The organism is Solwaraspora sp. WMMD937 (genome assembly GCF_029581175.1).
In the GTDB taxonomy this organism is placed as follows: Bacteria; Actinomycetota; Actinomycetes; order Mycobacteriales; family Micromonosporaceae; genus Micromonospora_E.
Window position 1 is genome coordinate 1,754,015 of sequence record NZ_CP120738.1, and the last position, 14,584, is coordinate 1,768,598.

Below are 14,584 nucleotides of genomic sequence, written 5' to 3' on the forward strand. Positions count from 1 at the left end.
GCTTGGTTGTCAGCGACGTGGACCTCTGGCACCGGCGCGGGCGCGCCATGGGTGCAACAGACTGGCGACGACGTCGCCGGTCGGTGGGAATGATGTCGGATTGTGCAGCCCGACCGCTACCGGGCGGCGATCCGAACGCCATGTGAAGGTGCCGAAAAGCTGATCCCAGATCGACAGATCGGAGCCGAAGTTACCTGCCTCGGCAAGGTCCGTGCTGTGATGCAGACGATGCTGCTCTGGACTGGTGAAGACATAGTTCAGCCAACCGATGCGTACGTCGATGTTGGCGTGGATGAAGTAGCCCTGCACGATGACAAGCAGCCCGATGACGAAGACGGCCGGCTCGGAGAAACCGGCGAAGGCGAGCGTCAACTGCACCACACCCTGAGCGAGCACGATGTCGAGGATGTGGTTGACGCCGTTGTTGCCGACATTGACCTTGTCAGGCACGTGGTGTACCCCGTGGAGTCGCCACAGCCAGGCGTTGGTGTGCCCGAGCCGGTGCATCACATAGCTGGCCAGCGAACCGAGCAGCAGCGCGAACGGCATCTCCACCCACAGGGGGAGCCACCCCTGGGGCGCGGCGACCGCCCCGACGACAGCCATGATCGGCAGCTGTGCCAGCCCGCCGCCGAGTAGAGTAAGCAGGAAATAGATCCCGTACCAGCGCCACTCACGTAGGCTCGGGTGCCAGGTAGGTTCGTACGGGATCAGACGCTCAAGCATTGCGAGATAGGCGAGCGTACCGATCAGAAAGGCGAAGTTGACGGCACCCAGATTCCACCCGTGCCGCAGCGCGATCACGCTGACCGTGATCATGGCGATGATCAGGATCGGATACGTCACGATCCGTGCGGCGGCGCGAACCATGGCAATGGAGCAGGGCTCTGGCGCAGGCGGGGACAGGGCGCTGTCGTACTGGTGGGATATGTTCACGTTCTCTCCATCGCAGGTCGTTCAGTTGGTCACCGCCGAGGGGTGACCAATCGTGTTGAACGCAGGGGGTGCGGTGGAGGCGCACTTTCCAACAGATGAAACAGCTAGCCTTGCGGGTCCTCTGGCCTTCACCAAAATGCGCCTTGATCAACGAAGAGCGCGATCCCTTGGTGTGGGCCTGAATCTTGCTGCGGTCCATCGGGTGTCGGTCATGCGTGAACTTCTTTGTGAGAAACCGGTTCACGTCTGGGTGGTGCCAGATCATCTTTTGTTCTGCGTTGCCGGTCCCCAGTCAGTAATCCAAATAGAAGTCATGATCGGTAGTTCTCTATCACCATCTGAATATCTCAAGCCTGCAACTCAAACAAGAACTGGTTCATTTTTGTCATGACATAAGGGTCTTTTTGAGGGACCGGGCCCTCTGTCCACTTAGCTGTTTAGTTCAGGGTGGGAGTGCGGCGGCCTCTCAACCTTCCGTAGGGCCGTCGCTCATCGCACGGCACCTGGTCGGTCTGCGGGGTGCGGGCGAGATGGGCGGCGATGAGCGCAGCGATGCCCACGGTGCGGTCGGCCCGCGCTTGACATGGCGTCGATGCGCCGGTTCTCTAGGTGGGATCGATTGAAGTCGATAACCGATCGGTGTCCAACGGAGGGACAGCCGTGCGTACCCCATCCCACTGGCGCGGCGCCGCCGCGCTGACCAACGTCGCACTCGTCGCCGCCGTCCTGCTCGGCGCGTCCCCCGCCGCCGCGCGGCACGACGGACCGGCCGGCCCGACGACCCCGACCGCGCTCTGGGCCAGCACCAACGGCGTCGCGATCAGCCTGACCTGGCAGCAACCGCCCACCGGGCCACGGGTCCACTCCTTCCGGGTGTACGAGGGCGGAGAAGTGGTCGCCCGCACCAGCACCACGTCGACGACGATGAACGTGCCCTTCGGGTCGTCGCACGCGTACGCCGTCACCGCCGTCGACCGGCACGGGCGGGAGTCGGCGCCGACCGACCCGGTGACCGGCCGCTCCTGGCTCTCCGGGGTCAACCCGGAGTGTCTGCCGACCCCGACCCTGCCGATCACCGTCACCGCCGTCACCGCGTCGGCGGTCTCGCTCTCCTGGCCCCGGCACCCGCTCGGCGGCGAACTGGAACTGCGGGTGGACGGCGTCAGCCTGGGCTGGACGTCGCTGACCAGCGCCCGGGTCGGCGGTCTGGCACCTGCCACCGATCACCAGATCCAGCTCTACCGGCACAACCAGTGCGGTCCCGGATCCACCGAACCGGTCGGCTCGACCAGGGCCACGACTGCCGCCGGTGATCCCGCGCGGCACGGCCCGCCTACCGGCCTCACCGTCACCGGGCGCACCGACACCACGATCAGCCTGGCCTGGACCGCGCCGGCCGGACCGCCGCCGGACCGGTACGCGGTCCACGAGGGCGGCACCCGGGTCGCCGTCAGCGTCGGCACCACGGCCACCATCCAGCGGCTCTTCCACGCCACCTGGCACCGCTTCACCATCGCCGCGCTCGATTCCGCCGGCAACGAGTCGGCGCACAGCCCAGCGGTGTCAGCCAGTACCGAGACCTGCCTGGGCAGCCCGCCCCGGCCGGTCGGGCTGGCGGCGACCGCGCTCTCCCCGTCGTCGGTGCGGCTGAACTGGACCTTCGACGCCACCGCCACCTCGTACACCGTCTGGGACGGTGACACGGCTGTCGCCACCTCCCGCTACCCGGAGACGGTCATCTCCGGGCTGCCGTCCGCGTCCCGGCACATCTACCGGGTCAGCGCGACCCTCCCCCAGTCCTGCGGCGAGACCCCACGCTCCGCCCAGGCGCGGGTCACCACCGCGCCCGGTCCTGCCGCCCGGCCGGCGGCACCGGCGTCGCTCGAGGTGACCGGCAACGCCCCCGGCAACTGGCCCACCGACGCTCAGCTCACCCTGGTGTGGTCTGCCTCCACCGGAGGCGAGCCCGCCGTCAGCTACCGGGTGTACGAGGGCGCGACCGTCGTCGGCGCGACCGACGGGACTCAGTTGACGCTGGCGGTGGGCGGGGCGACCTGGCACACGTACACGGTGGTCGCCGTCGACGCCGCCGGCAACGAGTCGGCGGCCAGTCCGTCGGTGACCGCACAGGGCATGTTCTATCCGCCGCCGTAGGGCAGGCGACGCCGTGTGGCTCAGCGGCGGCGGCCCGGCCCGCCGGACGACGACGCAGGCCTTCTGGCGCGGCGCTTGGCGGGCTGCTGCGGGTTCGGTGCGGTGGCCTGTGGCGGGCGCCGCCGGTCGGCGAGGTTCCAGTGGTAACGCTCGTACAGTGCGATGCCCGCACAGACGGAGACGTTCAGCGACTCCGCGGCCGGGTCGATGGGAATCGACACCGAATGGCGGGAGATGCTCTCGAAGGAGCGCGACGTACCGGTCTTCTCGCTACCCAGCAGCAGGGCGAGCTGCTCGTCCGCGTCGCGTAGATCGCTGACCGCGAGATCGCCGTCGGCGTCGAATGCGACCAGCGGGATGCCGGTACGCCGGAAGTAGCCGGTCGCCTCGGCCCGCGACGCGAGCACGATCGGCAGCGAGAAGACGTAGCCCCGGCTGGCTCTGATCAGCCGCCGGTCCGCGATGGTGGTCAGGTCGCTGTCCACCAGCACGATGCCACCGGCGCCGAGCGCGAACGACGTCCGCACGATGGCCCCGATGTTGCCGACGATCTTCACCCCGTCCAGGACGACGAGGTCGCCGGTCGTACGGGACAACTCGTCGAAGCTCCACGGTCTCGGGACCCGGGCTATCCCGAACGCCTTGGGCTTCTTGTCGGTTCGGAACAGGTCGTTCATGATCGGGGCCGCGACCAGGCGGACCGGGATTCCTTCCCGCCGGCATGCGGTGACCACCTCGCCGGGCAGCGGGCTGGTCTGCGCCCCGTAGACCTCGATGAACTCCAGCCCGGCGTGGATCGCCTGGACCAGCGGCTCGGCGTCCTCGATCAGCACGGTCCGCACGACGGATCGCGAATGCTTGGTGACGTCGATGATCCGCTGGACGGCCGGATCCGACCGCTCGGTGATGACATCGAGTTCCGCCACGGCAACGACCCTAACCCACCCCGGGTCCGGCCCCGCCGTCGAGCGCCGGCACCGCACCGGGTTTGCCGCCCCGATCCGGGGGTACGCGCCGGGGATGCTGCCCCACTGACCGGGCGGGTCCACCCTCCCGCCCGGCCGAACCGTACGGGAGGTGTCCGATGAGCCAACCCCGCGACCAGATGCAGGAACGCGGCTGGGATCCGATCGGCAGTCTGCAGTCGCTCTGGTCGGAGCTGGGCCGGGTCTTCGGCGGCGACGCCGACGTACCCGAGGTCGAGCTGCTGGACACCGACGACGGCTGGCGGGTGGTCGCCCGGCTGCCCGGCGTCGCGCCGGAAGAGGTGGCGGTGGAGATCGACGGCGCGGACCTGTGCCTGCGGGGCCGGTCCGAGCAGGAGGTCAACGTCGACAACGGGCTGGCGGACACCGGTTCGACCGAGCGCGGCTTCGAGTACCGGCTGCGCCTGCCCAGCGGGGTGGACGTGCACCGGATGGACGCGGTGATGGACCACGGGCTGCTCACCGTCACGATGCCCCGGGCCGAGCCGGGTGGCCGCCGGTCGATCACCGTGGGCCGGCCGCAGCACCAGCAGCCGACCGCCGGTTCGGCCGCTGCCCGGTCCGGGCGGGCCGAACAGGTCCGGATCACCACGGACGGCGCCGGGACCGTCGCCGAAGAGATCGATCCGGCCGCCGACCGGGAGATGCACCATCCGTACGCGGGTGAGGCGGACATGCAGCGGCAGCAGGCCAGCACCGCCCGATGACCGCCGAACCGGCCCGGCCGGCCACGCCGGACCTGGACGCCGAACCGGCCCGGCCGGCCACGCTGGGCCTGACCGTCGACGCTGCCGGTGACCGGCTGGTGCCGGACGTGCACCGGATCGCGGTGCTGCGCGCCAACGCGCTCGGTGACTTCATTTTCGCCGTACCGGCGTTGACCGCGTTGCGGGCCGCGTACCCGCAGGCGGAGCTGGTGCTGCTCGGCGCGCCCTGGCATGCCCGCTGGCTTGATGCCCGGCCGGTGGCCGACCGGCCGGGCCCGGTGGACCGGGTGCTGGTGGTGCCGGCCGCGGACGGTATCCGGGCGGCGCAGCCCGACGACGAGCCGGTCACGATGACCCAGTTCCTGGACCGGGCCCGGCGTGAGTCGTTCGACCTTGCGGTGCAGTTGCACGGCGGCGGCCGCAACAGCAATCCGCTGGTCGCGGCGCTGGGCGCGCGGGTCACCGCCGGATTGCGGGCGGCCGACGCGCCGCCGCTGGACCGCTGGATCCGGTACGTCTACTACCAGCCCGAGGTGTTCCGCTACCTGGAGGTGGCCGGGCTGGTCGGCGCCGAACCGGTGACGCTGCAGCCCACGGTGCCGGTGACCGGTGCCGACCGGGCCGAGGCGGACCGGGTGCTCGGCCCGGCCCGGCAACCCCGGGTGGTGCTGCACCCGGGCGCCAGCGACCCGCGCCGGCGGTGGCCCGCGGACCGGTTCGCGGCGGTCGCCGACGCGCTCACCGACCGTGGTTTCGAGGTGCTGGTGACCGGCACCGGGCCGGAGCGGGACGTGGTCGCCGAGGTCAGCGCGGCGACTGCCCGGCCGGTGCGGACCGTGGTGGACGAGTTGAGCCTGGGTGGGCTGGCCGGGCTGCTGGCCGGCTGCGCGGTGCTGGTCGCCAACGACACCGGCCCGTTGCACCTGGCGGCCGCGGTCGGCGCGCCGACGGTCGGCATCTACTGGATCGGCAACCTGCTCAACGGCGCCCCGCCGGTACGCGGCCGGCACCGCCCGCTGGCCGCGTTCACCATCCACTGCCCGGTGTGCGGGATGGACGTCAGTACGGTCGGCTTCCCGGCCCGGGGCGACGGGCGCGACTGCGGCCATCGGGAGTCGTTCGTGACCGACGTGCCGGTCGCCGAGGTGGTCGACGCGGTGCTGGAGCTGGCCCCTGCGGCGCCCGGCGGCTGGGGGGAGTCAGCCGGCACCGGCGGCGTGCACCTGGACCGGCGGGGGGAACAACTTCCGGACGTCGTCGGGCAACGGTAGCTGCACCCGGTACAGCACCCCGGCCGGGCAGTAGCCCACGACGCGGTCCAACGCGGACCGCACCCCGTCGCGAACCGTCCGGTCGTCGGCGTCGTACCGGGCGGTCCGGCGGCGGACCCGCCGGACCAGCTCGGCGGCGTCGAACCGCTCCGGCTGGTGCTCCGGGTCCGGGCGGTGGTCCGGGTCCGGACGGGCCGCCATCGCCAGCAGCGGTGGCAGCGCGTCGACCAGCAGCGCCGCCTCGCCGTCGGGCAGCAGTTCGACGAGCGTACGCAGCACCGCCACGTCCAGCTGCCAGATCGTGGTGGTCGGGCGGGCCAGCCGTACCGTCACGGTCCGACCTCCTGCCGCTGATGCCGCACCCCGCTGTCGGCCGCCGCCGGGGCGTACCCGGCGGCGTCCTCCTCGTCGAGCAGCAGCTGCCAGCATTCGACCCGCCGGTCGGTGACCGTGGTCGGCGATTCCAGGTGGAACGCGCCGCTGGGCACGATGCCGGCACCGCCGTAGCGGCTGAGCACCGCCAGCTGGGCGGCGACGTCCTCGCCCTGGTGGTCGACCGGCATCCGACGCCAGAAGTCGAAACCGCCGGCGGCGACCAGCTTGGCCCGGTCGAACAGCACGCACCCGCCGATCCAGGACACCCGGTACGCCCGCCACTGGCCCTCGCCCAGCTGGAGCCGTTCGGTGACGTGCAGCAGGTTGGCGGCCGAGTGCAGCCGGGCGCGCGACCACTGCGGCGTACCGGGGCGGATCCGTTCCGGCTCCGGCCGGCCGTCCCATTCGACGTACCCGTCGTGGTCCTGCGGCCGCACGTCATCCAGGTAGGACAATCCGTGTACGGCGTTGCCGACGAAGCCACAACGCAGTTCGGCGATCGCGGTGACCAGTCGGTCGATCGTGCCGGGGGCGAGCCAGACGTCGTCGTCGAGCATCAGCACCAGCCGGGCGGTGGAGAGACTGAGCAGGTACGCCCGGTGCTCGGCCAGCCCGCGCCGGGGCAGCCGCCGGGTGAGCAGCACCGGGTGACCGGTGTGCCGCAGCGCCCGCACCATGGTGGCGGCGGCCGGGTCGGCCCACGCCGGGCCGCCGTCGGACTGGTCGCTGACCACCACCCCGAACCCGTCGGGGGCATCTTGCGCGGCGAGCCCGGCGAGCGTGGCGGCCAGCTCGGCGGCTCGGTTGCGGGTCGGGACGAGTACGTCGAGCAGCCGGTTGCGGCGGAACTCGACCGGGTCCCCGGGCGGCAGCGGTCGGCTCATCGGGCTCCTTCCGGGTGTGCCTGGGGTTCCGGGTGCGCTTCGGGTGGGCCGGCCTGCCCGCTGGCCGGGTTGGTCGGGGCGGCCGCCGACCGGATCCGTTCGATGACCGCCGTGGTGGACCGGTCCGCGACGTAGCCGAGGATGTGCACCGCCCCGCCGAGCTGGCGGACCAGCGGCGCTTCGGGCACCATGTCCGGCGGGTAGTCGCCGCCCTTGACGTAGACGTCCGGCCGGATCCGCTCGATCAGCCCGGCCGGGGAGTCCTCCTCGAAGACCACCACGTGGTCGACGCTGGTCAGCGCGGCGAGCACGGCGACCCGGTCCTCGACCGGGTTGACCGGCCGGTCCGGCCCTTTCAGCCGCCGCACGCTGTGGTCCGAGTTGACGGCGACGATCAGCAGGTCGCCGAGGGCGGCGGCCTCCGCCAGGTAGCCGACGTGACCGCGGTGCAGCACGTCGAAGCAGCCGTTGGTGAAGACGATCCGGGCTCCGGCGGCACGCTGTACGCGTACCTGCTCGACGAGGTCGGCCGGGTCGGTGCCGGCGGCCGGGGTCAGCGCCGAGCTGGCGACCCGCCGGCCGCCGCCCGATGCCGAGGCCGGGAACGCCTCGGTCAGCGCGGCGGTCAGCGCGTCGCGGTGGCAGATACAGGTGCCGCAGTCGCGCACGGTCAGCGCGGCGGCGAGCTGGGCCAGCTCGGCGGCGACCGGCAGGGTGGCGCCGGCGACCACCGACAGGGTGAGAGCGGCCAGGTAGGTGTCGCCGGCGCCGACCGCCCGGCTGGCCGCGACCGGCCCGGTACGGCAGTGGTGCGTGGCGCCGCTGCGGTCGCCGACGACTGAGCCGTCGGTGTCCAGGGTCACCGCCACCAGGTCCGCCCCGGTTGCGGCGTGCAGCCGGGGCAGCAGCCGCCGGGCGGCGGCGACGCGGTCGCGGTCCGGCGTGGGTTCGCCGACGACCGGTGCGGCCTCGGCGATGCTGGGCGTGATCAGGGTCGGTCGCAGCCCGGACCACCGGGTGAGGTCGTGGGCGTCGAGGGCCACGGTGCCGTACCGGTCCCGGTGCCGGATCAGCCATCGGCGGATCCGGTCGGGCAGCGCGCCGAGCCCGTAGTCGCAGATGACCAGGTCGGGCCGGACCACGTCGGGATTCGCCCCGGTGCCGTCGACATCCGGCTCGGCGGGGCCGAGCCGGATCTCCTCGGTGCTGGCGACGAGCGCGGCGAGCAGCCGTTCGACCTGTTCGGCCGGGAGCGGGCCGGTCGGCCCGCCGTCGTCCTCGCGGAGCAGGATCTGGTCGGCGGCGAGCAGCCGACGTTTCGCCGGGGTACGGGTGCCCGGCTGGGCGACCATCCGGTCCTGCACGCCGGCCCGGTGCAGGCAGCGGGCCACCTGGTCGCCGACCGGGTCGACGCCGATCGGGGCGACCAGCAGCGGGCGGGCGCCGAGCGCGGCGAGGTTGACCGCGGTGTTCGCGGCACCGCCGGCGGCGATCTGGCGCCGGTCCAGGGTGAGCACCGGGGCGGGTGCCTCCCGGCAGAGCCGGGTGGAGGTGGCGAACCGCCATTCGTCGAGCATCGCGTCCCCGACGACCAGGACGGGGCGGCCGGACCACTGGTCGACGAGGTCGACGAGGAAGGTGGGATCGGCGCCGCCGGGCGGTCCGGCAGGGCCGGCCGGCCCGGTGCGGTGCCGCTGGTCGTTGGACGAGGGCCGCATGGGGCAGCGGGTGCCCGGGACGGGCGCGGTCAAACGTGCGGGTCGGTACATGTCGGGGATCACAGATAAATCGGTTGGCTTTCCGCTCCGGCATGGCAGAATGCTTGTAGCAAGCAACTATCGGATGGGGTGAGGTCGGCGGTGCACACCGACCCGCCGACCGGTCCCGACGCGGAGCTCATCGCCCTCGGCAAGCAGTTCGGCGTCTTCCACCGGTCGGTGCACATGTTCTACCAACGGCTGCGGTTCGACCCGCCGCTGGAGCGGGCGGCGTACACCCTGCTGGTGCGGATCGCCGGCGACCGGCCGGCCCGGCTCAGCGTGCTCGCCGACGGCCTCGGCCTGGACCTGTCCACGGTGAGCCGCCAGGTCGCCGCGCTGGAGGCGGCCGGCCTGGCCACCCGTACGCCGGATCCCACCGACCGGCGGGCCAGCGTGATCGCGGCGACCGAGCTCGGCGTGCAGGTCTACACCCGCAACCGGGCGATCTGGGTGGGCGCGATGCGGGACCTGCTGGCCGACTGGTCCCCGGCCGAGATGAGCGAGTTCGGGCGGCTGCTGACCCGGCTCAACGAGACGATCACCGCCCGCTACGGGGGGACGGATCCGGCGGATCGCTGTCCGCGGGGGGAAGGGGAAACACCACAATGACGACCACCGAGGAGCGGGTCGCGCCAGCGCTCAGTCGCCGGCAGATCCTGCTGCTGCTGGCCAGCCTGATGACCGGGATGCTGCTGGCCGCGCTCGACCAGACCATCGTCGGGGTGGCGCTGCCCACCATCGTCGGCGAGCTGGGCGGGATCAACCACTACTCGTGGGTGGTCACCGCGTACCTGCTGGCGTCCACCGCGTCGACGCCGCTGTACGGCAAGACCGCCGACCTGATCGGCCGCCGACCGGTGTTCCTGTTCGCGATCGGGATGTTCCTGCTGGGCTCGTTGCTGGCCGGCATGTCGCAGAACATGACCCAGCTGATCGTCACCCGGGGCCTGCAGGGGCTCGGCGCAGGCGGTCTGATGACCCTTGCGTTCACCATCATCTCGGACGTGGTGTCGCCCCGTGACCGCGGGCGCTACCAGGGCCTGTTCGGTGCCGTCTTCGGCCTGGCGTCGGTGGCCGGGCCGCTGGCCGGCGGCTACTTCGCGGAGACGAACTGGCGCTGGATCTTCTACCTCAACGTGCCGCTGGCGATCATCGCGATGGTCATCTGCTGGTACGTGATGCGGCTGATCCCGTTCCGGCGGCGGGACCACGCGATCGACTGGCTCGGCGCGACCCTGCTGGTGGCCGGGGTCAGCGCCATCCTGCTGGCGCTGAGCTGGGGTGGCGGCGAGTACGCCTGGGGCTCCCCGGTGATCATCGGACTGTTCGCCGTCGGTGCGGTCCTCGCCGCGATCTTCCTCGTCCAGGAGTCCCGGGTCGCCGAGCCGATCCTGCCGCTGAGGCTGTTCCGGGAACCGACCTTCGCGCTAGCCAACGCCGCCGGCTTCGTGCTCGGTCTGGCCATGTTCGGCTCGATCATCTTCATCCCGCTCTACCTGCAGATCGTCAAGGGCGCCTCACCGACGGCCAGTGGTCTGCTGATGCTGCCGATGATGGCCGGCATCATCGTCACCTCGGTGGCCGCCGGGCGAGCGATGACCCGGTACGGCCGGTACAAGTGGTTCCCGGTGGCCGGCTCGGGGGCGCTGGTCGCCGGTGGTCTGCTCTTCACTCAGCTGGAGGTGACCAGCCCGCTCTGGCAGGCGTTCCTGGTGATGGTGGCGGTCGGCGTCGGGCTCGGGCTGTCCATGCAGTCGCTGGTGCTCGCCGTGCAGAACGCGATCCCGCTGCGCGACCTGGGTGCCGGCACCTCCACGGTGACCTTTTTCCGGACGCTCGGCGGCTCGTTCGGGGTCGCGATCCTCGGCGCGGTGCTCAACGCCCGGCTGACCGGTGAGCTGGCCGACCGGATGCCCGCCGCGATCGCCCAGCTGCCGCCGGAGCAGGCCGCCGACATCGCCGCCGCCGGCGGCGCGGAGATCTCGATCGACCAGCCGGCGGTGATCCTGGCGCTGCCCGACCCGGTCCGGGACGCCATCCAGTACGCCTTCGTGGAGTCGCTGCACACGGTGTTCCTGGTGACCGGCATGGTCGCGGTTGTCGCCGTGCTGATCACGTTGGTGCTGCCGGACCGGGAGCTGCGCGGCGAGGTCGAGTCGCAGACCACCTCCGCCGACCTCGCCGGATAGCCCGCAGGCGTCCGGGTCTACTTCAACACCAGCTGGCCGGAGTGCTCGAAGGCGGCCAGATCGGTGAGGGTCTCGCCGACGGTGCCGGCCAACGGGGCCGGCATCTCGGCGTGCGCGAAGAACCCGGCGTCGGTGGTCTCGTCGGTGACGGTCAGCAGCTCGCCGGCGAAGCCGTCGACCCGGAAGCAGACCACGAAGAGCTGGTACGTGTCGTCGAACATGTTGGTGAAGGTGTAGTCGGCCCCGGTGTGCATGGCGAACGGGGTGACCCCGGCGGCCCGCAGCCCGGTCTCCTCGTAGACCTCCCGGGCGGCGCAGCCGGCGATCGACTCGCCGAGCTCCATCGCGCCGGCCGGTAGCGCCCACAGCCCGTTGTCCGACCGCCGGATCAGCAGGACCCGGTCGTCGGGGTCGCGGACCACACAGCGGGCACCGACGAACATCAGGGTACGGTCGCCGGCCAGCGCCCGTAGCTGCCCGAGGTACGAATCCGCCCAGGAGATGCTGGCCATGGGTCAACCTTAGGCCAGCCGGGCACCGACGTTCGCGTGGCCGGACGACTGCGATCGCTCAGCGTCCGTTGGCGGGGTGGTCCCGACCTGTTACGCTTTCACCTGTCAGATAAACATGACACATGAAGGAGAGCGATGACATCGGCCACGCCCTCCGGTGACGATCTGGTCGAGAAGCTGGCGGCGCTGGCCAACCCGCTGCGGCTGCGGATCCTCGGCCGGCTCGCCGCCGGTCGGGACTACGTCAGTCACCTCTCCCGCGAGATCGGCATCAGTCGTCCGCTGTTGCACATGCACCTGCAGCGGCTGGAAGCCGCCGGCCTGATCGTCGGGAGTCTCGAGCTGTCCGAGGACGGAAAAGCCATGAAGTACTACGAGGTTGCCGATTTCACCCTGCACCTGACCCCGTCGACGCTGGCGGCGGCGGCGACCACCCTCACCGGACCGGACCCGTCGGCAGCGGGCCCCGCGCGTAAGGAGAAGTCCTGATGTACGTCTTCGCCGCCGAGGGCGGCAACACCTGGCCAGATGTCGTGTTCATCCTCGGCGTACTGACCCTCGGCGTGTTCCTGATCGTGGTGGTCGTCGCCTCTCTGCACGAGTTCCGCAAGACGAAGCTGCTCGCCAGCCAGGAGGAGGCGATGCGTCAGCTTGTCCGCCGCTACGAGCAACTCGCTGAGAACTCGGTCGACACGCAGCAGCGGGTCGCGGCCGACCTGGCCGAGCTGCGGACCCGGACCAGCGCCATCGAGCAGATTCTGCGGACCGTCGAATGAGCGCCGGTCGGACCACCCCGGTCACCGACACCATGCGGGCGATCGTCCAGGACCGCTACGGGTCCGCCGAGGTGCTGACCGTGCAGCAGCTGCCGTGTCCGTCCATCACGGACAAGGAGCTGTTGGTACGGGTACAGGCCGCCTCGATCAACTACGCCGACCGGGTGTTCGTCACCGGTGAGCCGTACCTCGCCCGGTTGGCCTTCGGCCTGTCCGGCCCCCGGGCGAAGGTGCGCGGGCGCGACGTCGCCGGCGAGGTCGTCGCGGTCGGTGCGGCGGTCTCCGACTTCCGCCCCGGCGACCGGGTGTACGCCGAGATCGACAGCGGCAGCTTCGCCGAGTATGCCGCCGTCCCCGCCGACCGGGCCTGGCGTACCCCGGGGAACGTCACCCCGGTGCAGGCGGCGACGGTGCCGCTCGCCGGGGTCACCGCCTGGCAGGGGTTGCGGGACCACGGCCGGCTCCAGCCCGGTCAACGGGTGCTGGTCAACGGGGCCTCCGGCGGGGTCGGCACCTTCGCGGTGCAGCTCGCCAAGGCGCTCGGTGCCGAGGTCACCGGGGTCTGCCGGGACCGCAACGTCGACCTGGTGCGCTCACTCGGCGCGGACGACGTGATCGACTACACCCGCGAGGACTTCACCCGGTCGGGTCGGCAGTGGGATCTGATCTTCGACGTGGCAGGTCGGCACCGGCTGACCGACTGCTGCCGGGCGTTGACCCCGCGCGGGACGTTGGTCCTGTGTGGCGGTACGGGTAGCCGCTGGTTCGGCCCGGTGGGCCGGCTGCTGCGGTCGAAGGTCTGGGCGCCGTTCGTCAGTCAACGGGTGACCGGGTTCCTGGCCAGGCCGGGGCAGCAGCCGCTGCGGGAGCTGACCGAGCTGATCGAGGCCGGCCGGATGGTCCTCCCGGTGGAGCGGACGTTTCCGTTGGACCGCGCGGCCGAGGCGGTGCGGTACTCGGTCGAGGAGCATCCCCGATCGAAGATCGTGGTCGAGGTGACCCCGGCCGGGTCGTGATCGACACACGCTGGCCGGCTCGGGCGTCCCGGCCCGTCCGCCGGGTGCGGGACACCCGGCCGCCGGTGCGCGACACTTGTCGACGACCCGACGGCGGACCGGAGCCGTGCGCGGGGGTGCAGCCGTGAGCGGAGCGGAGGTGGGCGGCGTGCTGGGTCGGCGACGGGCCGTGGTGGTGCTGCTGGCCGCCGTCACAGTGGCCGCCGCCGCGGCGTACGCCGGGTCGCGGTCCGCCGGGCCGGCGACGGTACCGCTCGTCGACGGGCGGTCCGCGGCGGTCGTGCCCGTCGAACAGTTGCGGGTGGAGGTGCTGGCCCGCTACCCGCACGACACCGTGGCGTTCACCCAGGGGCTGGAGCTGGTCGGTTCGGACCTGTATGAGGGCACCGGCCAGTACGGCGAGTCCGAGTTGCGGGTCGTCGACCCGGCCAGCGGCACGGTACGGCGTCGGGTGAGTCTGCCGGACACCGTCTTCGGCGAGGGCATCACCGTGCTCGAGTCGCGAATCTGGCAGATCACCTGGCGGGAGGGTGTCGCGTACGAGCGCGACCGGGAAACCCTCGACGTGCTGCGCGAGGTGACCTACGACGGCGAGGGCTGGGGCATCTGCCACGACGACGCGGCGGACCGGCTGGTGATGAGCGACGGCACCGACCGGCTCACCTATCGCGATCCGGCCACCTTCGACCAGATCGGGTCGGTCACGGTGACCCGCGCCGGTACGCCGGTACGCGACATCAACGAGCTGGAATGCGTCGACGGCCATGTCTGGGCGAACGTCTGGCGGACCGACGAGATCGTCCGGATCGACCCGGCGAGCGGGCAGGTGGTCGCCGAGGTCGACGCCGGTGGGCTGCTGGCCGGTGCGGAGCGGGCCGGGGCGGACGTGCTCAACGGCATCGCGGCGGTGCCCGGCACCGACGAGTTCCTGATCACCGGCAAGTACTGGCCGGCGCTGTTCCGGGTCCGGTTCGTCCCAGGCTCCTGACTCACAACTCAGCGCCGTCGGTGCGCTCGG

16 protein-coding genes are annotated in these 14,584 nt (G+C 71.6%); 10 read left to right on the forward strand and 6 right to left on the reverse strand.

The genetic code is table 11. The features are described from left to right. Positions 1-9: 9 nt before the first annotated feature. Positions 10-936 carry a sterol desaturase family protein gene (locus O7621_RS07450; RefSeq protein ID WP_282233337.1) on the reverse strand — a complete coding sequence of 309 codons (927 nt, stop codon included), beginning with the start codon at positions 934-936 and terminating at the stop codon, positions 10-12. Between the two features lie 52 nt (positions 937-988). On the opposite strand from O7621_RS07450, the gene O7621_RS07455 reads away from it, so the two are divergent. Together O7621_RS07455 and O7621_RS07460 are read left to right on the forward strand one after the other, a co-directional pair. Beyond that, complete coding sequence (locus O7621_RS07455) at positions 989-1,327, forward strand: hypothetical protein (protein ID WP_282233338.1); 339 nt, start codon at positions 989-991, stop codon at positions 1,325-1,327. Positions 1,328-1,596: 269 nt separating this feature from the next. Continuing rightward, the gene (locus O7621_RS07460) at positions 1,597-3,090 is read left to right on the forward strand and encodes a fibronectin type III domain-containing protein (protein WP_282233339.1); all 1,494 of its coding nucleotides are present in this window, start codon (positions 1,597-1,599) and stop codon (positions 3,088-3,090) included. A 20-nt stretch (positions 3,091-3,110) separates the two neighbouring features. Here O7621_RS07460 and nshR read toward each other — a convergent pair whose 3' ends face one another. Next, entirely contained in the window at positions 3,111-4,016 is a 906-nt protein-coding gene (gene nshR, locus O7621_RS07465; protein ID WP_282233340.1) for an NshR/TsnR family 23S rRNA methyltransferase, read from the reverse strand. 158 nt (positions 4,017-4,174) lie between these two features. Here nshR and O7621_RS07470 point away from each other — a divergent pair, with 158 nt between their 5' ends. Both O7621_RS07470 and O7621_RS07475 read left to right on the forward strand, forming a co-directional pair. Next, positions 4,175-4,783, forward strand: coding sequence for an Hsp20/alpha crystallin family protein (locus tag O7621_RS07470; protein WP_282233341.1), 609 nt, complete (start codon positions 4,175-4,177; stop codon positions 4,781-4,783). Continuing rightward, the gene (locus tag O7621_RS07475) at positions 4,780-6,054 is read left to right on the forward strand and encodes a glycosyltransferase family 9 protein (RefSeq protein WP_282233342.1); all 1,275 of its coding nucleotides are present in this window, start codon (positions 4,780-4,782) and stop codon (positions 6,052-6,054) included. The genes O7621_RS07470 and O7621_RS07475 overlap by 4 nt, the downstream gene beginning before the upstream one ends. Here O7621_RS07475 and O7621_RS07480 read toward each other — a convergent pair. The 3 genes from O7621_RS07480 to rfaE2 are packed head-to-tail and all read right to left on the reverse strand — an operon-like array spanning position 5,983 to position 9,031. Then, complete coding sequence (locus tag O7621_RS07480; protein WP_282233343.1) at positions 5,983-6,387, reverse strand: DUF2267 domain-containing protein; 405 nt, start codon at positions 6,385-6,387, stop codon at positions 5,983-5,985. The two genes, O7621_RS07475 and O7621_RS07480, sit on opposite strands and share 72 nt — an antisense overlap. Next, positions 6,384-7,313, reverse strand: coding sequence for a glycosyltransferase family A protein (locus O7621_RS07485; RefSeq protein WP_282233344.1), 930 nt, complete (start codon positions 7,311-7,313; stop codon positions 6,384-6,386). The genes O7621_RS07480 and O7621_RS07485 overlap by 4 nt, the downstream gene beginning before the upstream one ends. After that, entirely contained in the window at positions 7,310-9,031 is a 1,722-nt protein-coding gene (gene rfaE2 / locus O7621_RS07490) for a D-glycero-beta-D-manno-heptose 1-phosphate adenylyltransferase (RefSeq protein WP_282233345.1), read from the reverse strand. The genes O7621_RS07485 and rfaE2 overlap by 4 nt, the downstream gene beginning before the upstream one ends. Positions 9,032-9,160: 129 nt before the next feature. Between rfaE2 and O7621_RS07495 the strand changes: the two genes are divergently transcribed. Beyond that, complete coding sequence (locus O7621_RS07495; protein ID WP_282233346.1) at positions 9,161-9,682, forward strand: MarR family winged helix-turn-helix transcriptional regulator; 522 nt, start codon at positions 9,161-9,163, stop codon at positions 9,680-9,682. Beyond that, a complete protein-coding gene (locus tag O7621_RS07500) occupies positions 9,679-11,262 on the forward strand; it encodes an MDR family MFS transporter (RefSeq protein ID WP_282233347.1) in 1,584 nt (527 codons plus the stop codon). Before O7621_RS07495 ends, O7621_RS07500 begins: the two co-directional genes overlap by 4 nt. Before the next feature lie 17 nt (positions 11,263-11,279). Here O7621_RS07500 and O7621_RS07505 read toward each other — a convergent pair whose 3' ends face one another. Then, positions 11,280-11,774 (reverse strand): NUDIX domain-containing protein, encoded by a 495-nt coding sequence (locus O7621_RS07505; protein ID WP_282233348.1) that lies wholly within the window; start codon positions 11,772-11,774, stop codon positions 11,280-11,282. Positions 11,775-11,909: 135 nt separating this feature from the next. On the opposite strand from O7621_RS07505, the gene O7621_RS07510 reads away from it, so the two are divergent. The 4 genes from O7621_RS07510 (at position 11,910) to O7621_RS07525 (ending at position 14,554) form a co-directional block, all read left to right on the forward strand. Then, positions 11,910-12,263, forward strand: a complete 354-nt coding sequence (locus O7621_RS07510) for a winged helix-turn-helix domain-containing protein (RefSeq protein WP_281552041.1) — start codon at positions 11,910-11,912, stop codon at positions 12,261-12,263. Continuing rightward, positions 12,263-12,550 (forward strand): hypothetical protein, encoded by a 288-nt coding sequence (locus O7621_RS07515; RefSeq protein ID WP_278173392.1) that lies wholly within the window; start codon positions 12,263-12,265, stop codon positions 12,548-12,550. Before O7621_RS07510 ends, O7621_RS07515 begins: the two co-directional genes overlap by 1 nt. A gap of 32 nt (positions 12,551-12,582) precedes the next feature. Then, positions 12,583-13,566 (forward strand): NAD(P)-dependent alcohol dehydrogenase, encoded by a 984-nt coding sequence (locus O7621_RS07520; RefSeq protein WP_282234484.1) that lies wholly within the window; start codon positions 12,583-12,585, stop codon positions 13,564-13,566. Between the two features lie 124 nt (positions 13,567-13,690). Then, positions 13,691-14,554, forward strand: coding sequence for a glutaminyl-peptide cyclotransferase (locus tag O7621_RS07525; RefSeq protein ID WP_282233349.1), 864 nt, complete (start codon positions 13,691-13,693; stop codon positions 14,552-14,554). Positions 14,555-14,584 lie beyond the last annotated feature (30 nt).